Below are 22071 nucleotides of genomic sequence, written 5' to 3'. Positions count from 1 at the left end.
ACTGAATTCTACAAAATGACCCAAAATTGCCTCAAGTGTGAGAAATCCGCGTCGATCGGCTGATACAGCGCGGGATTACCCCGGTCATCCCGCCAAAACGCAACAGAACGACACGACGGAAAACCGATTTTTCTCTCTACCGCGAACGGAACCTTGTTGAGAGGTTCTTCAATAAACTAAAGCAGTTTCGCGCTATCGCAACCCGCTACGATAAACTGAAATCGACCTTCCTCGCAGCCGTGCAGTTCGCCTCAATCATCATCCTGCTTAACTGACGACACGCCGTAAGAATAAAAAAACAAATGTAAACCACGTCCATATAATACGCAGATTGTGTTACTATGGACTTGGAAACGCCTTAAATGAGAATAATATAAACCTCAGCCATGTACTGTTAAGGTGCATGGCTGATGGTGCTTGCGTTATTGCATGGAAAATTTCACGCTGTCTTATCAGGGGTAATGCGTTACATAGCGCTCTGGTAAGGTGGCGGGAAACCGGAACACGGGTGTCCGGTCAACCATGATAGAGGCAAGATGTTGTTATGGAGAACCGGAATGGCGCGCTCCTGACCGGGAAAGCAGAGTTGCTTTTCGTGCTTGGGTTTGCGTCCCGTCTCCATGTGAAGAGAGCAGGATAGCGTGGAAAGACAGGAAGTAATCTCCCCAGGATCAGACCTTGGGCAGAGAATGAAAATTCTGCGTAAAGCAGCGGGAATGACACAGCAGCAAGTGGCAGATGCCCTTGGTGTCTCTCGTCCGGCTATTGCTTTTTGGGAAACTGGCCGGGAAGGCAGTGCTCGTAAACATATCCCAAAACTGGCAGCTCTGTTTGGTGTAGACCCGGAAATTTTTCTCACAGGTTATGTGCAGGCCGATATTCCGCTGACCGTCTCACCCGACGAATATGACATGATCAAAATGTACCGCATGCTTGACCCGTCTCGTAAGGTTTCTGCCCAGAAGTGGATAGAAAGACAGGTCAAGGTTTTGCAAAGCGGTGGAGATCCGACGCTCTAAGCCCAACAGGGCTTAGAAGTCTGCTTCCAGAGTGAAGTGGAAGGTACGGGGCAGGCCAGCATAGGCACTATTGTTTGCGCTTGCGCTGGCCCCGTTGAGAGACGTTGGGTAAACGGATGCCCAGTAACGAGCATTGGTTGCGTTTGAAACGCCAAAGCGGGCCATCCAAGGGTGGTGTGCTGCGCGGAAAGCAAAGCGCGTTCCCAGATCCAACGTGACGTAAGAATCAGCAAATGTGGTGTTCTGTACGTTGGCTGCCCGGCGGCCAACGTAGTGAACGTTTGCGTTGAATGCCAAGCGGGACGCGACGCTTCCCAAGGATGCAGGCAGCCGGTAGTCCAGCAGCACGTTAGCCTGAACCGGCGGTGCACCAACGACTTCCTTATGGCTGGTGGAGGCAACGCCGGTGCTGCCCATTTGCGCATCCATCCATGTCATGCCGCCCAATAGGGAGAGATTTGGAAGGATATAGCCAGCAAACTGTGCTTCTACGCCATAATTCCGCTGGTTGCCGAATGTATCAAAAACATGCGTGGTCGGGTCTGTAAAGGCATAAGGACGGGTCATACGGAACCCCGCAATATTGATCTGCATTTTGCGGATCATCACTTTATACCCAACCTCGTACTCTTCGCTACGTAGGGGGGCGGTATAGTCGTTAACGTTAGTTGCGCCAGCAGGGGCAATGCTACCGGCCTGGAACGCGCGCTCGTATGTGAAATAGACTGTCTGATTGTCTGTTGGTTTGTAGATCAGGCTGGTCATGGGGCTGAACGCTGCGGCACGATCATAACTTGAATGCGTGTGTTTAGCTGCCAGTGGGTTGCTCCAGCTGTCCGTGTGCAGCCAGCTCCAGGACAAGGTGCCCATGATGGACCAGTGTTTGTTGAACTGAAGTGTATCCCCAACAATAAGCGTCTGGTTGGAGACATAAGCTGAGCGATAGCGCCCGTGATAATAGGGCTGCTGACCATTTACCTGCTTGGGGTCATACATGGACATGGCCTGACCATTATTAAGCTTGAAGGTCTGACCTGTTGTCGGGTTGTAGTTGCCCATCATGTAGCCATTGGTGCCGATGACCAGATCATGCGTAATAAACCCGGTATGCACGCGACCATTCACGTAGGCGAGGTTACTGCCAACCCGGAAGTCATTGGCGGTGGTGGCTGCTGCAATGGTTTGCGTGAAGTCACCTGCATTGTTGATAAGGGTGTTAGCGTTCCCAAAAGATTGCCGGATAGCATCCTGATACAGACCGCCCAGCGTAACACTCCAGTTTTCGTTGAACTTGTGTTTGACCTTGGCCAGAAACGTATTGGTTTCCATATTATAGCCAGCATATTTCTGGCCTAGCCCGGGGTTGCTCAGGTCTGGGGCTTTGGGCAGATCTATGGTGCCACTATAGGCAAAGCCTGCGGCCTGCCCACGCTGCGCATAAGTGTAGTGGCTGGTGTCAACCTCAATGGTGGTTTTCTCATCCAGGCGGAAGTCAAAATCAGCGCTTACAAGGTTACGGCGCACCCAACTATCTTGCACATAAGTTGTGCCATCACCGTGCAGCAGGTTGAGGCGATAACCAAACCATTTGTTGCGGCCCAGGCGGCCTGACAGATCTGCATTTTCCATGAGCGTGCCGATGGAATCTACCCCAACAACAAGGCGATTTATGCGGCTGTCTGTTGGGCGTTTGAGCCCATATTCAAACGTACCAGCCGGGTTTTGAGCGCCATATAGCGCACCTGCCAGACCATTAAGAACTTGCAGACTGTCAAACTGTTCTGCGGCATAAGGCGTGGTGGAAACAGCGTTCAGCCCGTCAATACGGGTATTGGCGACCACGTCCGCCTCAAACCCGCGGGACTGAGGGCGGCTGGTATTGGGGTCTCCGCGTACCTCAAGCTGGACGGAGGGCAGATACGCCATCAGGTCGTTCATGTTGCGGGATTGCTGGTTGACGATAACGTCGTGTGGCACCGTCATGATAGAAAAAGGGGTGTCCAGCGTACGGCGGGTGCCAAGCGGTCCGAGCGCGGCTGTTGTCTTGTTGTAATCAGCCAAAGCACCAGAAGCGGCGCGCCCTTTGACAAGAATGGTCTCTTTCTTTCCCTGTACGTTGTCTGGTTTTTTAGCATGCGGTGCTATGGGCGCTTGCGGGCGTGTTGCTGGAGACCCCGCAACAGTTTGTGCCACAGAAAGTGACGTGTAGCAGGATGTAGCAAGTGCGCTGGCTGCGAGCAGAGTGTGAAGACGGTACTTCATGGGAGAAGCGGAGACCTTCTTGCTGGAAATGGCGATATGAGTGGAGTGCTTGTGACGCCATTCCCTCAGAATGTCTATATACCAACAAATATAAATGAGGAGCGTGACAAGATAACGACAGTGCTCAGTCTCATTCGATAGGCAAGCAGTTAAAAGGACAGATAAATGCCAATTAATCTCAGTATGTCACAACAAATAAGAGAGTTTTGAAATGACTGACCCTTATTTATTCGGTCAATACAAGGAACTTATAGTCTAAATCCGACTTTAGTTAGCAGTGTTTGCGTGGGGTATAAAAAGGGAGACGTAGCCAGAATGCGCTGGAGAAATATCTGTATGTCAGGACTGACGATGGCGGTTATGGGCGTCATGACGGTTGGCCCGGTAAAGGCGGCAGTTTTTTCTGAAGTTATGGCGCAGGCCCCGCAGGTTCAGGCCGGGCACTACAAAATTGAGAGCAACCGAACGCAGGTCATGTTCTCGGTCTCCTGTCTGAGTATGAGCCACTACAGAGGTCTTTTTTCTGGAGTGACAGGAGACCTCTCTCTAGACCCGGAGCATCCTGAACGCTCAAAAGTACACCTCATTATTCCTCTTGCATCTCTCACGACAACGACCAACGATGTGGCGCAGATGCTTCGCCAGCCATCGTGGCTGGATGTTGCAGACTATCCAGATGCAGAATTTACCTCCACGGACGTGGTGTATGATGGTCCTTCCCGTGCGAATGTAGCTGGTACACTGACATTGCGCGGGATTACGCAACAGGTGACGTTTAAAGCCTCTTTTCTGGGCGCAGGGCCTAATGTGGCTCAACATACATACAATGTTGGCTTTGAAGTGCGTGGTACCATCAGCCGGAGCGCATTTGGTATGGTGCAGTCCCCCGTTGCTGTTGGGGACGATGTGACATTGACGGCAAGTGGTGTTTTTGAAAAATCCTCTAATTAAGAATGTATTTTATCACGTTACTCTATTGCAGAGCCAATGCGGCAGCCGTAGCGACATCATGACGCAGCGCTACAACATTTCCTTTGCCATCTGGATGCACCCTGTTTGTCAGGATAAGCACTGCGGTTTCGGACTGTGGATCAAGCCAGAGTGATGTGCCCGTAAAACCCATGTGCCCGTAAGAGGTTGGCGGAAATACCGTGCCCCTTGGGGTAGAATAGTGGGTTGCGATATCCCACCCCAAACCCCGGATATCAGTCTTGCCAGAAGGCTGCTGGGGGGTGGACATAAGAACAAGTGTTTGAGGGGAGAGGGGAAAAGCAGACGCTTTGCCTGCCCTGCGTGCCAGCAGGGCTTTGGCATAATTCAACATGTCATCAGCGCAGGAGAACAGCCCAGCATGGCCCGCTACGCCGCCCATACGTCGTGTTGTGGGGTCATGCACGTCTCCACGCAGAATAAGCCCCCGCTCGTCATACTGTGTTGGCGCTATTGACGGGCGCAAGGCGGGGTCTGGAAGGAAAAAAGTACGTTTTAACCCAAGAGGAGAGAGAATGTTCTGTGTGGCATACTGGTCAAGCTGCATACCTGATAAGGTTTCAACAAGCAGGCCAAGAATAAGAAAATTGATGTCACTATAAACAAATATGCTGCCCGGTTTGTGAATGGGGGTGGCATTGAGTGCAAGGTTAAGGCCTGTTTGTTTGCCAACCCAAGGGGCGCCTAGGTCCACATCTGGTGGTAGGCCGGAATAGTGGGTTAGCAAATGCCTAATGGTAATATGCTGTTTTCCGTTTTCTGCGAATGCAGGCAGATAGTGAGCCACCGCATCATCCAGACCAAATTTCCCTTGCTCATATAACTGCATGACCGCAGGCGCAGTAATAAGCACTTTGGTAAGGGAGGCCATGTCAAACAAGGTGGACCATGACATGGGTTCTGGTGTGGGCGTCGTGGCTCTTAGGCCAAAAACGCCCGTCCACACAGTTTGACCGCCAGAACAAATGGCCGCTACGGCACCGGGTGTTTTGTGCTCTTTAATGGCGTTTTCAAAAAGTGCTGTGATACCGTCAAAGCAAGTTGATGCGTGTTCAGCCTGCGCTCTTGCTGCGCGTGGCATTGCGTAGAGGCTGGTACATGCAATCCCGGTTTTGAGAAAAAGCCGGCGGGAGGGGCGGGGTAGCATGCGGGGCTAAACTCCAAACAGATGAAGGCATGGTGGGGGGTATTAAAGCACAGTGGCGCTTTCTGGCCAGTTCAGCCTTTTAAGGCGCGACAAACCGGAATGTCAGATTAAAGCGGTGTGGCCCGGTAAGAGGGTGCTGCCCTGCGGCTAATGGTTTGACGCCATGATAATGCAGGCGTGCCTTGCCGCCCCATACCACAACATCACCATGCTCCAGTAGAAACGAAAAAGGGGGAATAGTGCGTGCAAGGCCGCCCCAGAGAAAATGAATTGATAACCCGAGAGAGACGGAAACGATGGGTTGGGTAAAATCCTTCTCATCCTTATCCTGATGCAGTCCCATACGGCTAGCTGCCTCATAACGGTTGATCAGGCAGGCATTGGGGTGGAACCCGGGAAAACCGGCCGCGTGTGCAGCGCATGTTGCCATTTGCGCAAAAAGCGCAGGTAGGGGCGGCCATGGCAGGTGTGAAAGCGGGTCTTGCGGTGTGTAGCGGTAGCCCGCTTTATCAGTCACCCAACCCAGAGCGCCGCAATTAGTCATGGCCGCAGAAAGCGTTCCCCCTCCGGGTGTTTGCATGGTACGGAGGGGGGCCAGTGCAGTGACAGTTTTTATGGCGGCATGGAGTGCCTCAGCGTCTGGTAGGGCAAAGCCACGCAAAACAATAGCACCGGGGCTAAGGGTTACGCGGCTGGGGCGCGTGTCTGGCAAAAGCAGGGACATTTGGGTGGCGGTACTTGCTGGGTCTGTCACAGTATTGCCCCTAAGCCGTGGTGCCTGTAACAGGCCAGACGGCAGACTGGTTGACGCAGAAGATAACGCCATGAAGCAATTTACTCTATAACAGGAAATCTGGCATACAAAACGCCAGCACTGTGAAGGCAGTGTGTTAGCCGGAATAGGTGGAAAAATCCGTGAAGACCATGCACGACATGATAATTATCAGGGGCGTACCCGCTCTTGTAGTGCTTGATGTTGAGACATTTGTCGTGCGCGGAGAATTTGTGGGCCTGAGTGAGCTTGTCTCTTTTCAGGCGCCACGGGTGTCGGAAGTGCGGGCCAGAGGGCAAGAGGCGCTCGATGCCTTTATTGCTGAATGCCGGGAGCAGGACAGGCACCCCCTCAAAAGGTATGGCGACAATAACGAACACTATGTGCTGGAAGATGTGTACGCTGAGCTGAAGGTGATAGCCGAGCAGCGGGGGCAGACGTTGGAGGTTTTTGTGAAGGAACAGAAACCTTTTGCCTACAAACGCAAAGCAACAGCGTTTGAGGAACTCATGCTGCATCAGAGAAAAATGGACATGCGGCATCGTAACGCTACCGAAGCAGACTAGTAAGAGCGGGGCTCGTTTGAAGGTAAAAAAAGCCTCACCTGAAAACAGGTGAGGCTTTAGACAAAGCTTTAAGTGGTTTTGGGAATGGTATCAGGCTTGATGATAGGCCTTGCTTGTGCCGGGTTTGATGGCGGAAACAAGCGCAACAACCGCAATATTGACCACAAGTGAAATCAAGCCGGTCGAAACATTGCCAGAGAAGAGGCCAAGAGCCACGGCGTGAACTGGTTTCAGCCCGTCCATCCAGCACAGCCCCATGCCGACACAGGTGCCGACAATCCACCCGGCCAGCATGGCGACGGCGGAGAAGCGAATACGTAGCAGACCCAGAATAAGTGCCGGGAACGTTTGCAGAATAATCACCCCGCCCAGAAGCTGGAAGTCAATGGCGAATTGTGCGTTCAGGAACATCACGCACAGCAGAGCGCCCACTTTGATGGCCAGTGCTGTCAGGCGGCTGTTTTGCACAGTACGCTGTTTTGCTGGCAGCAGATTATGGGTGACTAGGTTTGCCGCACCAATAGCCATAACTGCGGCTGGAACCAGTGCGCCAACCGCAATAGCGGCAAGACAGAAGCCACTAAACCATGCCGGGAAAACGGCCTGAAACAGCATTGGGACCACCAGCGAGGTGTTGGTGGTGTTGACGCCCGCTACATGGGCCATGAAGCCCAGCATGGCAATAAGCCCGAGCACAATGGTGTAGATGGGCAGGAATACGGCGTTCTGCTTGATGGTATCAGCAGAGCGTGCGGCCAGAATACCCGTCAGCGTATGCGGGTAGAGGAAGGCTGCCAGAGCGGAGGAAAGAGCCAGTGTTGCATAAGGCAAGCCCATGCCAGCCTTCAGGACAGGCTGTGTGTGATCGGTTCCCGCAAACAGTGCTGCGTAGCCACCCATATGCAGTGGGATGACGGTTACAGCAACCAGTACGGCAATATAGATCATGATGTCTTTGATAAAGGCCGTAAGGGCTGGGGCATGCAACCCACCGAGCCATGTATAGGCAGCCAGAGACAGGAACGCGATAATCAGCGGGATGTCGCCCGGCAGGCCCAGCGCCTGAATAACTGTACGGATGCCAATAAGCTGAAGAGCAATATAGGGCATAACCGCAACAAGGCCGGTTATGGCTACAATAATTTCCAGCGCGCGGCTGTCAAAGCGTGCTCTGACAATATCGGCAGCCGTGGTGTGTCCGCCTTTTTGGGCAATGCGCCAGAGCTTGGGCATAACCAGAAAAATAAAAGGGTACACAATAATGGTGTAGGGTAGAGCGAAGAAGCCATACCCGCCAACTGCGTACACCAGAGCGGGCACGGCAATGACGGTATAGGCGGTATAGAAATCTCCCCCGACCAGAAACCACGTGACCCACGGGCCGAACTGTCGCCCACCAAGAGACCAGTCTTCTCCACCCTGCGCAGCTTGGCCGCGGCTAAAGAGTTTGCGGATCCATTGAATGGAGCTGCCAATAACAATTGTCGCGGCAAAAAAGACGATGAAGACGCCAAGCGCCCACGGATTGACGGTGCTCATACGTCACGCCCCTTTTTCCAGACAATCCAGATAATGACAGATGTCACGGGCACCCAGGCAAGTTGGTACCAGTAAAAGAACGGGAAACCGAACAGAGCCGGTGTGTACCGGTCATAGAGCGGCGTCCACAGCAGCCCCAGAAAGGGCAGCAGCAGGAGCAGGTTCATAAATTTCATGATATAACGGCCAAAAGTTATTTTTTTTTGTTGCGACCGTATTAGTCATGCAGAGCAGCTTGGGTGGTGTCAATCACCATTCACGGTGCCGGGCGGAGCATTAGGTAGCCGTGTGGTGCAGGTGTCACAGACACGCACACGTGTTATAACGTATTTTTGAAAAATATTAAGTTATAACACGTGTTTGTTATATCAAGTTGATGTCTTGCGGTGTTGCAAAACCTTGTTCAGTTTGTCGCTGTAGGCGCGGTAACTGCCCTCTGGCACGCAGCCCATTTCTTCCAGATCTTCAAGGTCTGCCCCTCGGTTGATCCAGCTATTAACCTCCCGGAAATCCAGTGCGGAAGGTATGGTGCGGCCTTCAAACACCAGAGGATTTTCTTCGCCTTCTGTCGCGCCAAAAGGCATGAAGGACGCCTCATCCGGTGCCTTGGTATTGGCCAGACTGATTTCCCCACAAATCACCGTCTTATCATTGAGTGTGTGTGTGCTGATTTTGCGGAAATGCGCCGGTGTTTCCGGAAACTTGCTGGCAAGGGTTTTCAGGGTGGTTTTGACGAAGGGCGTTGCGGTTTTATCGCTTCCGTCCACTACAGTCTGTGCCCATGCAGGAACAGCAGGCGCAAGCAGGCTGAGGGAGAGTAAAAAAGCGCGCTTCATGTCTTCAGGTCCTTTTAACTGGCTGGGCATATGGTAGGGCTTATGGCGGTAAGATCAACCGGGGGCCGGTTGGCGGCCTGAACCATAAGGGCGGCGCAGGGCCAGAGCCGGTGTGGGGAGAGGTTGGCGCAACTTAGTTTGCCGCCGGTGGTAGGGGCTTTAACCCCTGTAGTACCGGGTAGGGAAAGTGGAAGGCCCCGCAGGCTGCGGGCTGCCAAAAAGCCAAAACATTCGGCTTCCAGAGCATCGCCATCCCACCCCAGCACTTCCACTGGCTGGATTGTGCCGGAAAGACAACTGCGTAGCGCTGCCATAATGGCGGGGTTATGGCGGCCACCGCCACACACAAACCACGCCTCCGGTGGATGTGGTAGCTGTGTGCTGGCTACAGCATGGGCCGTAAATGCCGCCAGTGTTGCAGCTCCATCCGCTGGGCTAAGGGAGGAGACATACTCCAACCCCTTATGAAAGCTTAGCCGGTCAAGGGATTTGGGAAGGCTTTGGGCAAAGAACGGATGGTCCATAAGCTGGGCTAGTACCGCCTTGTTCACGGTGCCACTTAACGCTAACGCGCCATCTTTATCGTAGGTCTGGCCGGTATGCTGGTAGGTCCAGTCATCCAATAGGGCGTTGCCGGGGCCTGTGTCACAGGCCAACACGGTGCCAGATGGGTCCAGATAAGTCAGGTTGGCCACGCCGCCAATATTCAGTACGGCAACCGGGCGCTTCTGTCCCTGCAACAAAGCTGCATGGTAGAGCGGTGCTAACGGTGCGCCTTCTCCTCCGGCCTCTACATCTGCGCTGCGAAAATCATGCACAACCGGTGTCTGGGTTTGCGCTGACAGGGCTGTAGCGTCACCAATCTGCCATGTGCGACCGGGCTGGTGCAAAATGGTTTGCCCATGAAAACCTATCAGGTCTGGCACTAACCCTCCTGCCTGCACACACAGGGCTGCAACCGCTTGGGCGTGACACTGTGTTACGGCTTGGCTTGCGGCCAGCACCTGAGGGTCGTGCGCGTCCAGATGTGCAGCCTTGTCCAGCAGAGCACGGAGCATTGTGCGTGTAGCCGCAGGGTAAGGATGGGTGAGTGAGGGGCCGCGCCACGCAACCTGCACACCGTCTGTCACCAATATGGCGGCGTCCACTCCGTCCAGCGATGTGCCGCTCATCAGGCCGATAGTAGTCAACAGGGGCTTAGAGGAAGCAGAATGGTCGCTCATGGTGCCGGAGGTGGGGCGCTCAACCCTTGCAGAATTTTGTGGGTGTTCACCTGCCAAAGCAAAATCTTATCCTGCCCATTTTCCGTCACATGCAGGGCCAACAGCCCGTCCTGAACGCGGGTCACGCTGAGCAGTCTGGTGCCAGCAGGCAGGGTGGGGGGAGCGGACTCTGGCATTGTGTCCTGCAACGGTACGGCAGGGGGCAAGGCAGGCGGGGTAGGGTGGCTGTTCATCCTGTGAATAATCACGCCCACCAAGGTTACAGTGCCTGCGACAATCAGTACGCCCATACCAATAACCGCCGCGAGAAGAGCTTTGGATGTGCGGGGTGGTGCTTCTAGCTGATCCACAGTCTGTCCTGTCCTGAATGTTCAGAGGCGTTTGGTCTGCCCGTTTTTTACAAACCAGCAGGCCATGAGTGCCCTGTCATTTACGCAGGCGCAAGAGGGGAAGACTTGGTGAGGGACGAGCCAGAGGGAGCGGCTTCCTCTTAGTGGCAGCCACCGCCCTTTTTATCACATCCTTTGCAGCCCCCACATCCAGAGCTTGCGCCATTGGGTGTGGCAAGGCGCTCAGCCTTTGCTCTCAATGACGGGAATGCCTGCGTCCCTTGGAGTGAGCCCGCAAGCGCACGCCAGAAAGGTATGGTGGCAGTTGGAGCCAGACGTTGTAGCCAGTAAGCAGCACAACACAGCACGAGAACAGTAACGATAAGAATTTGAACCACAGGAAGCCTCCTGTTTCTATCCGCTGATAAGTCGTGTCAGATGGTATGTCAGGAAAGCAGCAGCATACGCCATACCAAACAGGTAGCCTGCCGTAACGACAACCAACCGCCATGACCCGGTTTCCCGCCGGATAACGGCAAGGGTGGAAAAGCATTGGGGAGCGTACACATACCATGCCAGTAGAGACAGGGCTGTTGCAAGGCTCCATTGAGAAGACAGGAGCGGCGTAAGTTGTGATGCCGCATCGGCCTCTGAAGCGCCTACGGAGTAAACAGTAGCCAACGCGCTCACCGCAACCTCACGCGCGGCAAGGCCGGGGATGAGCGCTACGCAGATCTGCCAGTTGAACCCGAGTGGTTGGAAAAACGGAAGCATCAGATGCCCGATACGCCCCGCCAGACTGTAATCGATAGCGGGGCCAGTGGCACCCGCTGGTGGCGCAGGAAAGCTGGATAAAGCCCATAGCAATACGCTGAGTGTGACGATAATGCTGCCCACGCGGGAGAGAAAAATACGGGCACGGTGCCAGAGCTCAACTGTCAGACTTTGCAGGCCGGGTAGCCGATAGCTTGGCAACTCAAGCAAGAGCGGGTGTTCTTCCGTGTCCCGCCGTTTCATAACACGCGCGACAATCAATGCGCTTAAAATGGCGGCTCCGTAGAGTGCAAACAGGACCAGCCCCTGCACATTGAAAATGCCGCCAATACGGCGCGCAGGCACAAAAGCCCCAATTAATAGCGCATAGACCGGTAGCCGTGCTGAGCAGGTCATGAGGGGGGCTATCAGAATGGTGACCATACGGTCCCGGGGGTTCTGAATAGTCCGGGTGGACATGATGCCCGGTACAGCGCAAGCAAAGCTTGAGAGGAGGGGGATAAAGGAGCGCCCGCTCAACCCGGCGGACGCCATGAGCTTATCCAGCATGAAGGCCGCACGCGGCAGATATCCCGATTCCTCGAGGGCAAGAATCCAGAGGAACAGAATCAGGATTTGAGGCAGAAACACGATAACCGTGCCAGCCCCTGCAATAATGCCATCCACAATCAGGCTGTTCAAAGCCCCGGCTGGTAGAAGCGTGCCGACAAAGTCCCCCAACTGCTTCATGCTGTCTTCCAGCAGGTCCATGAAAGGCTGTGCCCAAGAGAACACCGCCTGAAACATGATGAACAGCAGAACAAAAAGGATGCACATGCCCCAGACAGGGTGCAGCACCCACCGGTCCAGCTTGTCTTCCAGTGCCTGCCTGCGCTCAGAGACACGTGAAACACACAGTGACAGGATACGCCGCACTTCATCATGCAGGTCTGTACCCGGCGGCAGCGGGGTGGGTACGCCGGGGGATGGACCATCCAACGCTGTCAGGAGCGGTTGTGCCCCGCCCCGTTTGACCCCTATGGTTGTGACGACCGGCACGCCAAGTTCCGCCTGGAGGCGCGGCACATCAATCGCCAAACCCTGCTTTTGTATGGCGTCAATCATATTGAGCACCACAATCATGGGGCGGCCCAACTGGCGCAGTTCCAGCATAAAGCGCAGATGCAGCCGTAGGTTGACCGCCGCTACCACGCTTACCAGTAGGTCGGGAGCGGGCTCACCCTTATAAACGCCCATACAGACGTCCCGCGTTACGGCTTCATCTGGGCTGGTGGCGGCAAGGCTGTATGTACCCGGCAGATCCAGCACCTGCACCTTGCGCCCGGCAGCAGTAACCAGCCGACCTGCCTTACGCTCCACCGTAACACCGGCATAATTGGCGACCTTCTGACGGCTGCCAGTTAATTGGTTGAACAGGGCCGTTTTGCCGCAGTTGGGGTTGCCAACCAGTGCAATCCGTAACGGAGGGAGGGAGCCGCTCATGCTACAGGGTCTCCCCGGGGGTACGCAGGACAATCCGTGCGGCTTCCGAGCAGCGTAGGGCAAAGCGCGTAAAGCCAATTTCCACCGCCATGGGGTCTCCGCCCAATGGGCCAAACGCAATAACTGTCACAGGTTCACCCGGCACGAAGCCCAACTCGTTCAACCTTTGTGCAATGGCATCAGAAGGAGAGAGCGCTTCTACGCGGTCAATGATACCTGTGCTGCGGAGGGAGAGCTGGTTTAAGCGCAAAGCTGGTCAATCCTGCTTGGACAGAGAACACAGAGTAACATAGCTGTTACGGCGTATGTTGAGAATGATCCTTAATTCCAATCCGGGTGCCTGTCCATGCCGGGATGTGGTGGCTGTTTTGCAGTCCTGTAGTCACGCAATAACTGGCTCGCGCAACAGTTCTGGGTGCCTTGTGAGGATTTTACGTGCAATTCTGCGCGCTGGCGCTTATCAACGGGACCAGCACTCTTTATAGACCGTAACGCAACCGCCCCGTTAACGAGAATGGAGGCGGGACAACGCGCAGGGAAAATCAGGCACACTTCATGGATATCCGCAATATCGCCATCATTGCACACGTCGATCATGGCAAGACCACTCTCGTTGATGAACTGCTGAAACAGTCTGGCTCCTTCCATGAGCATCAGCACGTTGCTGAACGCGCCATGGACAGCAATGACCTGGAACGTGAGCGTGGCATTACCATTCTGGCGAAATGCACCTCCGTTGTGTGGAACAACACCCGCATCAACATTATTGATACACCCGGACACGCTGACTTCGGCGGGGAAGTGGAGCGTATTCTCAGCATGGTGGACGGCGCTGTTGTGCTGGTCGACTCCGCTGAAGGCGCATTGCCCCAGACCAAGTTTGTGGTTGGTAAGGCCCTTGCCCGTGGCCTGAAGCCAATTGTGGTTGTGAACAAGATTGACCGTGGTGATGCTCGCCCGGACGAAGTGCACAACGAAATTTTTGATCTGTTCGCCTCTCTGGGTGCGAACGATGAACAGCTTGACTTCCCGATGCTGTACGCATCTGGCCGTCAGGGCTGGGCTGATATTGAGCTGGATGGTCCGCGCAAAGACCTGAGCCCAATGTTTGATCTGATCCTCCGTCATGTTCCGGCTCCGGCGCTGGACAAAGACAAGCCGTTCGCCATGACGGCCACCATTCTGGAGAACGACAACTTCCTTGGTCGCGTTCTGACAGGTCGTGTTGAGCAGGGCCGCGCCCGTGTGAACATGCCGGTTAAAGTGCTGCGTGCTGACGGTTCTACCGTTGAAACAGGCCGTCTGACCAAGCTGCTGTCTTTCCGTGGCCTTGAGCGCGTGGCTGTTGAAGAAGTTGAAGCGGGTGACATTGTGGCCGTTGCTGGCCTGTCCGAAGCAACAATTCCTGACACCATTGCTGCACCGGAAGTTGTAGAACCGCTGAAGGCGATTCCGGTTGATCCGCCGACGCTGTCCATGACCTTCCGCCTGAACGATGGCCCTCTGGGTGGCCGTGAAGGCAAGAAAGTGACATCACGCCAGATTCGTGACCGTCTCTTCAAGGAAACCGAGAGCAATATTGCTATTCGCGTGAGCGAAAGCCCGGAAAGCGAAGCGTTTGAAGTTGCTGGCCGTGGCGAACTTCAGCTTGGTGTTCTCATTGAAACAATGCGCCGTGAAGGGTTCGAGCTGACCATTGGTCGCCCCCGCGTGCTGTATCAAACCAATGAAGAAACTGGTGAGCGCGAAGAGCCTTACGAAGAAGTCATGATCGACGTGGACGAGCCTTATTCCGGCGTTGTCGTGGAGAAAATGTCTCTGCGTAAAGGCCAGATGCAGGATATGCGCCCATCCGGTGGTGATAAGGTCCGTCTGACCTTCATCATCCCGTCACGTGGTCTGATCGGCTATCATGGTGAATTCCTGACCGACACGCGCGGCACAGGCATCATGAACCGTCTGTTCCATGGGTATCAGCCTTATGCTGGTTCCATCGAAGGCCGCCGCAATGGGTCTCTGATCTCTGCGGAAGATGGTAACACCACCACCTACTCCCTGTTCTCTCTGCAGGATCGTGGGACGCTGTTTGTTGATGCTGGCGAAAAAGTTTACGTTGGCATGATCATTGGTGAACATTCCCGTGAGAACGATCTGGAAGTGAACGGTGTTCGTGAAAAGAAACTCACCAACATGCGTGCTTCTGGTAAAGACGATGCGCTGTTCCTGACACCGCCACGCCGTATGTCTCTGGAGCAGGCTATTGCTTACATTGAAGACGATGAACTGGTGGAAGTAACGCCATCTGCCATCCGTCTGCGTAAGCGCTACCTCGATCCTAACGAGCGTAAGAAGCGTGAACGTAAAGGCGATGCAGCCAACTAAGGCTGCATAACCTAAACGCGTAGAAAATAGCCTGTTTGCACGATTGTGCAGGCAGGCTATTTTTGTTTGGGCGTACCGTTATCAGAGTACCGATGGCCTGTGCAGGAATGTGTCTGCATTAAGGTTGGTATGCGTCAAACTGACGGCAACCCTCTGTTTTTCATGAATTATTGTACGAGACGGCAGCAAGGCGTCATGCTATGAATCGGCACAGGGCTGGCGCGTATATGGTGCCACATACAGAGTGACATAATAGCTTAGCGTTTTATCCGGCCCAACTATTTTGGGAGAGAGTTTCTTATGATTTCTCGTCGTTTCCTCGCTATCGTTTCCACCGTTGCCCTGATGGGTGCCGCTGCTCCCTCTTTCGCTCAGCAAGTAGCAGCTCCTGCTGCACCAGAAGCTCCTGCTGCTTCTGCTCCAGCCGCTACAGCACCTGCCACACCAGAAGCAGCTCCTGCTCCTGCTGGTGCAGACGAAGCAGCTAAACCAGCTGACACATCCAAGAAAACCAAAAAACACCACAGTGGCAAAAAGCACCACCATGGTCATAAAAAGAGCAAGAAAGCTGCTACAACAGACGCAACGTCTTCAGATGCGCCTGCTGCTCAGTAATGTTGCAGATACGGGCGGAAGGTTAATTCTGCCCGGATGCATCTGAAAAGTTTGCACAAAAAAACAGGGCCGAGGGAAACCTCAGGCCCTGTTTTTTATGAAAAACCGAATTTAGCGGTAACGGTCGAGCGAGAGATCCAAGGCCGGAATGTCAGGTTTTCTGCCATGCACCAAGTCTGCAATCAGACGGCCAGACCCGCAGGCCATGGTCCAGCCCAACGTACCGTGGCCGGTATTGAGCCATAGATTTTTGAAGCCGGAGACCCCTCCAATAACCGGGGTTCCATCCGGCGTGCAGGGGCGCAGGCCAGCCCAGTAATGAGCAGCACTTAAATCTCCTCCGCCGAATAATTCGGAGAAGGACAATTCCAGCGCTTCCCGACGGTCTGGGCTTAACCGCATGGAATAGCCGGTGAGCTCAGCAGTACCACCAACACGAATACGGTTGCCCAAGCGCGTGATGGCCACTTTATAGGTTTCGTCATTTACAGTGGACAGAGGGGCGTGGGTTTCGTCAGTGAGGGGCAGGGTCAGAGAATAGCCCTTCACAGGGTAAACCGGTAGCCGGATGCCAAGCGGTTTCAGCAAAAGCGGGCTGTAACTGCCCATGGATACAATATAGGCGTCCCCCCGCACATGCCCTGCGCTTGTACGAATAGACATGACTTCATCAGCGGCGGCATCAACGCCTTTTACTACTGTGTCATAGCGAAACTTTACGCCAAGTGCCGCAGCCATTTTAGCTAACCGCTGCGTGAAGATATGGGCATCGCCGGACTGGTCACCCGGCAGGTAAAGGCCACCTTTTAAAAGGTGGCGGGCATGCGTCAGGCCGGGTTCACGCGCCAGAATCTGGTCAACATTCAGCAGAGCATGAGGGATAGCGCTGTCAGACAGCAACTTCATGTCATGCCGCGCCTTATCAATCTGCTTGTTTGTGCGGAAGAGCTGAATCAGGCCGCGTTGCCGGTCATCATATGTCAGGCCCGTTTCTTCACGGAGGGCGTCAAGGCAATCCCGGCTATATTCGGCAACACGCAGCATGCGGGATTTGTTTATGTCGTAAGCATGGGCGTTACAGTTCTTGAGCACTTGCTCCATGAACCGGAACATGGCCCAGTCAAACCGCTTGCGAACCACCAACGGACTGTGGTTGCGCTGAAGCATCCATTTTAAGGCAAGCCGGGGGAGGGCAGGGCCAGCCCAAGGGGTTGAGTAACCGGGCGAAACCTGACCAGCATTAGCAAAAGAGGTTTCAAGCCCCGGACCGGGTTGGCGGTCTACAACAGTGACCTCATGTCCCAGCTTTGCAAGATACCAAGCCGAAGCCGTGCCAACAACACCAGCACCGAGAATGATGACCCTCATATTTTCATCCTCTCCGGTGAGTGAGAAGCTGGCGGTCTCTACCGCGTGAACCTTGACCTGTCACAACGTCATTCCAGAGGCGAGGTGCCCGCAAGAATGCGTAAAAAGGCCAGATGCTGGTGACTGAACGCTCTTACGGCCCATTCTTGGCAGTTTAATGTCAGGCTGTGGCGGGGGCAGGCTCCCTTCTCCAGCCAAAAGCGTTTCGTATGCGTTATCGAGAACAGGATAAGTGAAGAAGAGACCTCGTAGACAAAAACGGTCAAAACGCACGAGGTCCATCCTTATTGCACTTAAACTTTCATTAAGCGTTTACTTTTCCATACCAACAAGGGTCTGCCAAGAGGTTATACTGCGGGAACACCCTTGCTGGTGGAATACTCGAAATGCAAAGCCTGATCTGGATTAACAATCGGGTAGATGGAGTGGGCGGCCATAGCCCCTTCACTAAAGCCTTGCAGGATCAGTTTCAGCTTGCCGGGGTAGGTTGCTACGTCGCCAATGGCAAACACGCCTGGCAGTGACGTTTCGCAACTGGACGGAACGACTGGAATGGTTGAGCGCACGGTATCCATCCCCCAGCGGGCAATGGGGCCAAGGTCTGTCGCCAGACCAAAGAATGGCAGAAGGGTATCAGCTTCCAGTGTGCGGGTGGCTCCATCTAGGTCTGCAACTTCTACAGCCGCCAATGCGCCATCCTGCCCGTGTAGGGCATGAAGCTGGTAAGGCACTACTTTTTCAATCTGACCCGCGGCAACGGCTTCATCTAACTGGCGTAAGCTTTCAGGTGCGCCCCGGAAACGGTCCCGGCGGTGCACAAGATAGAGCTTCTTTGCTATGTCTTTCAGCGCCAGAGCCCAGTCCAGAGCTGAATCGCCGCCACCGGCGATGACAATGCTACGGCCTTCGAAATCTGCCTTGCGGCGGACGTAATATTGTACCGCACCTGAGTTCTCAAACCCTTCCAGCCCATCCAGCGGTGGGCGGTTTGGCCCAAAAGCGCCAGCCCCGGCCGCAATAATAACGGCTTTGGCTTTAATCTGAGTGCCTTTGTCTGTGCCCAGCGTAAAGTCACCTCTATGGCCAGTCAGGCTGTCCAGCCGGTGCTTAAGAAGGCGTGGGATGTCAAACGGGGCCAACTGTTTTTCAAGGTTGGCAATAAGCTGTGCGCCTTCAACAGCCGGGCAGGCCGGAATATCGTAAATCGGTTTTTCTGGGTAGAGTGCCACGCACTGGCCGCCAACTTCTGGCAACACATCAATTAGCAGGCAGCGCAACCGCAGCATGGCGCACTGAAAGGCGGCAAACAGCCCGGTGGGGCCAGCGCCAATAATGGCAACATCGGTTTCAATCTGCGTCTCGGTCATGGCGCGAAGCGTCTCCCTACTGTGCTGCGGTAATAGTGCGCAATATAACGTGTTGTGCGCTAGCACGCTTGCCCGCGCAATGGGAGCCCCCGTCTGGCAACCCACAAAAAAAGGGAGTGCCGTGAAGCCCCCCCTTTCTTGTAACCCGCTAAACCGAAAACTCAGGACCGCGAGAGTTCTTTCTTCAGGCCTGCATCCAGCACATCAAGGAAGGGCTGGGTGTCCAGCCACTGGGTATCCTTGCCAACAAGCAGGGCTAGATCCTTGGTCATTTTGCCACTTTCAACCGTGTCTATGCACACTTTCTCAAGGGCATGAGCAAAGTTTACAACGTCTGGCGTGTTATCAAACTTGCCCCGGTAAGCCAGACCGCGTGTCCAGGCAAAAATGGAGGCAATCGGGTTTGTGCTGGTGGGCTTGCCTTTCTGGTGCTCACGGTAATGCCGCGTTACGGTGCCATGGGCGGCTTCCGCCTCCACCACTTCTCCTGATGGGCTGAGCAGAACGGAAGTCATGAGGCCGAGGCTCCCAAAACCTTGTGCCACAATGTCACTCTGCACATCGCCATCATAATTTTTACAGGCCCAAACATACCCGCCTTTCCATTTCAGGGCGCAGGCGACCATGTCATCAATCAGGCGGTGTTCGTAGGTAAGGCCAGCTTTTTCAAAGTCAGCCTTGAATTCCCGGTCGTACACTTCCTGAAAAATGTCCTTGAACATGCCGTCATAGGCTTTCAGGATTGTGTTCTTGGTGGACAGATAAACCGGGAAACCCCGGTCGCGCCCATAGGAGAGGGAGGCGCGGGCAAACCCTTCAATGGATGCACGGGTATTATGCATGCCAAGGGCCACGCCGGGGCCTTTGAAGTCATGCACATCCAGCGTCACGGTTTCTCCGCCATCATCGGGAACGTAAGATAGCGTCAGTTTGCCCGGTCCGGGAATTTTGGTTTCAACTGCGCGGTAAATGTCACCATAAGCGTGGCGGCCAATCACTATTGGCTGCGTCCAGTGCGGTACAAGGCGCGGTACGTTGGTGCAGATAATGGGTTCACGGAAAATGGTGCCATCCAGAATATTGCGGATGGTGCCGTTTGGTGAACGATACATGCGCTTGAGGCCAAACTCCTGCACGCGCGCCTCGTCCGGCGTAATGGTGGCGCATTTAACGGCTACACCATAGCGTTTGGTGGCCTCGGCGGCCTCAACTGTTACTTTGTCGTCTGTCGCATCACGGTGTTCAATGCCCAGATCATAATATTTCAGGTCAATGTCCAGGTAGGGCAGAATCAGCCGTTCCCGAATGAAATGCCAGATAATGCGGGTCATTTCGTCCCCATCCATCTCAACGACGGGGTTTTTGACCTTGATCTTTGCCATAAGAGAAATCCGTTCCCAAAAATCGCGAAAAAGTGCGCTGTGCGCATGACCGCCATGCAATAGACGGATAAACGGACTAATCCGGGCGTTCTGTTGCGGCCACTCACATTCCAGATAGCGGGCAGGGGCTTCATGCACTACAGGCTGGTATAATTGCGCAAAAAAACGCAGTTTGCCGCAGCTTGCCGATCTGTTCTAGGAACAGACATCACAATATGGTCAGGGCTTTATGACAGCAACTTTGTCTTCCACGCCCAGCCGCACACAGTCTTTCTCGGTGGTGCTTGCCATTGAGCTGTGGGAGCGGTTTGGGTTTTACGGCATGCAGGGCATCCTGCTGCTTTACATGGTGCAACGGCTTGGCTTTGGTGACGCACAGGCCAACCTGCTCTGGGGCACTTTTTCCGCAGTAACTTACGCGGCACCCGCTATTGGTGGCTGGATAGGGGACACTGTTCTTGGGTCCCGGCGCACCATGGTTATGGGTACCATGGTGCTAACCTTGGGCTATACCCTGTTGGGGCTGGACCTGAACGGCCAGATGGCCCTGTATGTGGCACTTTCTGTTATTGCGTTAGGCAATGGGCTTTTCAAAGCTAATGCCGCTAATCTTGTCCGCCGCATTTATGAAGGGGATGACGCCCGCATAGATGTTGCCTTCACCTATTATTACATGAGCATCAATGTTGGCTCTACAGTGTCGCTTTTGCTGACACCGTGGATGCAGCAGCATTATGGCTGGGGGCCTCCGTTCCTTGTCTGTGCAGCCGGTCTTGCTTTTGGGTTGCTCTGCTACATGCTGTTTCAGAGCCGCCTCAAAGCCATTGGCTCAGCCCCCGACTTCCAACCGATTGTACTCTCCCGTCTGGCCGCAGTGCTGGGTGGGATGGTTGTGGCGCTGGCTGTTATGGTGGGTATTCTGGGCTCCCCCGGTCTCGGGCGGGCCTGTGTCTGGCTGGCGGCCAGTATTATAGCCGTTATCTGGGTTGTGTTGTATCGGCGCGCTGCACCGGCCTATAGGCCGGGCCTGCGGCTGGCCTATCTGCTCATTGTGCAAACCATGCTGTATTTTGTGTTCTATCAGCAGATGGTTACGTCACTGACCCTGTTTGCTCTGCGGGATGTGGCGTCTCAGTTCACAGTGTTCGGGGTGCCGCTGTTTTCATTATCCGCCGGACAGTTTCAGGCCCTTAATCCCGTATGGATTATGGCGGCCAGTCCAATTCTGTCATGGGTTTACAAAACCATGGAGGACCGGGGCTGGAACTTCCCGATAGCTGAAAAATTCATTGTCGGGTTTTCCCTTGTCGCTCTGTCTTTCCTTATCTGGTGGCTGAGTGCTGCTAACAGCACCACGCTGGTGTCACCATGGGTTATGTTCTGGGCTTATGGTGCTTTGTCAGTAGGGGAGTTGTTAATCAGCGCTTTGGGGCTGGCAGTGGTTGCGCGCTATGTGCCTGCTAACATCGGTGCCTTCATGATGGGCAGTTATTGCGTGTCAAACGGCGTGGCGATGTATCTGGGTAGCATGGTTGCTAACCTCGCTGCGGTTGGTGCCAGCGTGGGGGATGGAGGACCAGCAGTGACCCTGCCCATTTATGCTGACCTGTTCCGTACCCTGTTTATTATGGCTGTGGGCTGTACGTTGGTGTTTGTCGTGTGTTTGCCTTTCACACGGCGTTGGGACGCACAACATCGTGCGGCGCAGGCTGCGGCAAAGCTCGATTTGGCTGCCTGATCTATCTGACGGGCAAAGCCGAAATTTTTAGCGGGGGCCAGTTACTGTACTGGCTCCCGTTTTTTTATGCTTTGCAGAAAGTGCAGGCGGTTGGTGGAGCTGAGGGGAATCGAACCCCTGACCTCCTCATTGCGAACGAGGCGCTCTCCCAACTGAGCTACAGCCCCGCCTGTTGTGCTTCCGAGGCTAGAGGGTGGGTTGAAGCGTTGTCAAGTTTCTGTTGCAGCCATGGCAAACAGGCTTAAAGTGCAGCCCTACTGGTCTCTCATAAAGGAACGAA

At 54.4% G+C, this 22071-nt stretch carries 20 protein-coding genes, 1 tRNA gene and 1 pseudogene; 7 read left to right on the top strand and 15 right to left on the bottom strand.

Going from position 1 to position 22071, the window contains the following annotated elements; all coding sequences use genetic code 11:
* Nucleotides 1-50: 50 nt before the first annotated feature.
* Together ACTIDN_RS10085 and ACTIDN_RS10080 are read left to right on the top strand one after the other, a co-directional pair.
* A pseudogene (locus ACTIDN_RS10085) lies at nucleotides 51-275 on the top strand (transposase); the annotation flags it as partial.
* Between the two features lie 366 nt (nucleotides 276-641).
* The gene (locus ACTIDN_RS10080) at nucleotides 642-1019 is read left to right on the top strand and encodes a helix-turn-helix domain-containing protein (RefSeq protein ID WP_261766253.1); all 378 of its coding nucleotides are present in this window, start codon (nucleotides 642-644) and stop codon (nucleotides 1017-1019) included.
* A gap of 12 nt (nucleotides 1020-1031) precedes the next feature.
* On the opposite strand, the gene ACTIDN_RS10075 is transcribed toward ACTIDN_RS10080, so the two are convergent.
* Nucleotides 1032-3281: a TonB-dependent receptor gene (locus tag ACTIDN_RS10075; protein WP_441376938.1), complete on the bottom strand. Its 2250-nt coding sequence runs from the start codon at nucleotides 3279-3281 to the stop codon at nucleotides 1032-1034.
* Nucleotides 3282-3617: 336 nt separating this feature from the next.
* Here ACTIDN_RS10075 and ACTIDN_RS10070 point away from each other — a divergent pair, with 336 nt between their 5' ends.
* Nucleotides 3618-4232, top strand: a complete 615-nt coding sequence (locus ACTIDN_RS10070; RefSeq protein WP_441376937.1) for a YceI family protein — start codon at nucleotides 3618-3620, stop codon at nucleotides 4230-4232.
* Nucleotides 4233-4254: 22 nt separating this feature from the next.
* On the opposite strand, the gene ACTIDN_RS10065 is transcribed toward ACTIDN_RS10070, so the two are convergent.
* Nucleotides 4255-5418, bottom strand: coding sequence for a serine hydrolase domain-containing protein (locus tag ACTIDN_RS10065; RefSeq protein WP_441376936.1), 1164 nt, complete (start codon nucleotides 5416-5418; stop codon nucleotides 4255-4257).
* A 79-nt stretch (nucleotides 5419-5497) separates the two neighbouring features.
* Nucleotides 5498-6142 carry a DNA oxidative demethylase AlkB gene (gene alkB / locus ACTIDN_RS10060; RefSeq protein WP_441376940.1) on the bottom strand — a complete coding sequence of 215 codons (645 nt, stop codon included), beginning with the start codon at nucleotides 6140-6142 and terminating at the stop codon, nucleotides 5498-5500.
* A 209-nt stretch (nucleotides 6143-6351) separates the two neighbouring features.
* On the opposite strand from alkB, the gene ACTIDN_RS10055 reads away from it, so the two are divergent.
* Complete coding sequence (locus ACTIDN_RS10055) at nucleotides 6352-6756, top strand: hypothetical protein (RefSeq protein WP_441376935.1); 405 nt, start codon at nucleotides 6352-6354, stop codon at nucleotides 6754-6756.
* Between the two features lie 90 nt (nucleotides 6757-6846).
* On the opposite strand, the gene ACTIDN_RS10050 is transcribed toward ACTIDN_RS10055, so the two are convergent.
* From ACTIDN_RS10050 to ACTIDN_RS10015, 8 genes are all read right to left on the bottom strand, one after another.
* On the bottom strand, nucleotides 6847-8295 hold the full coding sequence (locus ACTIDN_RS10050; RefSeq protein WP_441376934.1) for a sodium:solute symporter family protein: 1449 nt from the start codon (nucleotides 8293-8295) through the stop codon (nucleotides 6847-6849).
* A complete protein-coding gene (locus tag ACTIDN_RS10045) occupies nucleotides 8292-8471 on the bottom strand; it encodes a DUF3311 domain-containing protein (protein ID WP_441376933.1) in 180 nt (59 codons plus the stop codon). Before ACTIDN_RS10045 ends, ACTIDN_RS10050 begins: the two co-directional genes overlap by 4 nt.
* Nucleotides 8472-8663: 192 nt before the next feature.
* Nucleotides 8664-9131, bottom strand: coding sequence for a hypothetical protein (locus tag ACTIDN_RS10040; protein WP_415508487.1), 468 nt, complete (start codon nucleotides 9129-9131; stop codon nucleotides 8664-8666).
* Between the two features lie 14 nt (nucleotides 9132-9145).
* Nucleotides 9146-10354, bottom strand: a complete 1209-nt coding sequence (locus tag ACTIDN_RS10035) for an anhydro-N-acetylmuramic acid kinase (RefSeq protein WP_441376932.1) — start codon at nucleotides 10352-10354, stop codon at nucleotides 9146-9148.
* Nucleotides 10351-10704, bottom strand: a complete 354-nt coding sequence (locus ACTIDN_RS10030) for a DUF6476 family protein (protein ID WP_441376931.1) — start codon at nucleotides 10702-10704, stop codon at nucleotides 10351-10353. Before ACTIDN_RS10030 ends, ACTIDN_RS10035 begins: the two co-directional genes overlap by 4 nt.
* A gap of 140 nt (nucleotides 10705-10844) precedes the next feature.
* Nucleotides 10845-11081: a DUF6587 family protein gene (locus ACTIDN_RS10025; RefSeq protein ID WP_441376930.1), complete on the bottom strand. Its 237-nt coding sequence runs from the start codon at nucleotides 11079-11081 to the stop codon at nucleotides 10845-10847.
* A 16-nt stretch (nucleotides 11082-11097) separates the two neighbouring features.
* Nucleotides 11098-12939, bottom strand: coding sequence for a ferrous iron transport protein B (gene feoB / locus ACTIDN_RS10020; RefSeq protein WP_415508483.1), 1842 nt, complete (start codon nucleotides 12937-12939; stop codon nucleotides 11098-11100).
* 1 nt (nucleotide 12940) lies between these two features.
* Entirely contained in the window at nucleotides 12941-13189 is a 249-nt protein-coding gene (locus tag ACTIDN_RS10015) for a FeoA family protein (RefSeq protein ID WP_415508482.1), read from the bottom strand.
* Between the two features lie 305 nt (nucleotides 13190-13494).
* Here ACTIDN_RS10015 and typA point away from each other — a divergent pair, with 305 nt between their 5' ends.
* Complete coding sequence (gene typA, locus ACTIDN_RS10010) at nucleotides 13495-15321, top strand: translational GTPase TypA (protein WP_441376929.1); 1827 nt, start codon at nucleotides 13495-13497, stop codon at nucleotides 15319-15321.
* Between the two features lie 300 nt (nucleotides 15322-15621).
* The gene (locus ACTIDN_RS10005) at nucleotides 15622-15936 is read left to right on the top strand and encodes a hypothetical protein (protein WP_441376928.1); all 315 of its coding nucleotides are present in this window, start codon (nucleotides 15622-15624) and stop codon (nucleotides 15934-15936) included.
* Nucleotides 15937-16047: 111 nt separating this feature from the next.
* Here the strand turns inward: ACTIDN_RS10005 and ACTIDN_RS10000 are convergent, their stop codons facing one another.
* The 3 genes from ACTIDN_RS10000 to ACTIDN_RS09990 form a co-directional block, all read right to left on the bottom strand.
* Nucleotides 16048-17304 (bottom strand): D-amino acid dehydrogenase, encoded by a 1257-nt coding sequence (locus ACTIDN_RS10000; protein ID WP_415508478.1) that lies wholly within the window; start codon nucleotides 17302-17304, stop codon nucleotides 16048-16050.
* Nucleotides 17305-17651: 347 nt separating this feature from the next.
* Complete coding sequence (locus tag ACTIDN_RS09995) at nucleotides 17652-18671, bottom strand: NAD(P)/FAD-dependent oxidoreductase (protein WP_415508477.1); 1020 nt, start codon at nucleotides 18669-18671, stop codon at nucleotides 17652-17654.
* A 161-nt stretch (nucleotides 18672-18832) separates the two neighbouring features.
* On the bottom strand, nucleotides 18833-20053 hold the full coding sequence (locus tag ACTIDN_RS09990; RefSeq protein WP_415508476.1) for an NADP-dependent isocitrate dehydrogenase: 1221 nt from the start codon (nucleotides 20051-20053) through the stop codon (nucleotides 18833-18835).
* A 229-nt stretch (nucleotides 20054-20282) separates the two neighbouring features.
* Between ACTIDN_RS09990 and ACTIDN_RS09985 the strand changes: the two genes are divergently transcribed.
* Nucleotides 20283-21791 (top strand): peptide MFS transporter, encoded by a 1509-nt coding sequence (locus ACTIDN_RS09985; RefSeq protein WP_441376927.1) that lies wholly within the window; start codon nucleotides 20283-20285, stop codon nucleotides 21789-21791.
* 91 nt (nucleotides 21792-21882) lie between these two features.
* On the opposite strand, the gene ACTIDN_RS09980 is transcribed toward ACTIDN_RS09985, so the two are convergent.
* Nucleotides 21883-21958 (bottom strand) — tRNA-Ala (locus ACTIDN_RS09980).
* Nucleotides 21959-22071 lie beyond the last annotated feature (113 nt).

The sequence above is a fragment of the Acetobacter sp. genome, assembly GCF_052102375.1.
GTDB lineage: Bacteria > Pseudomonadota > Alphaproteobacteria > Acetobacterales > Acetobacteraceae > Acetobacter.
This window is presented reverse-complemented; position numbering and strand designations above follow the sequence as displayed.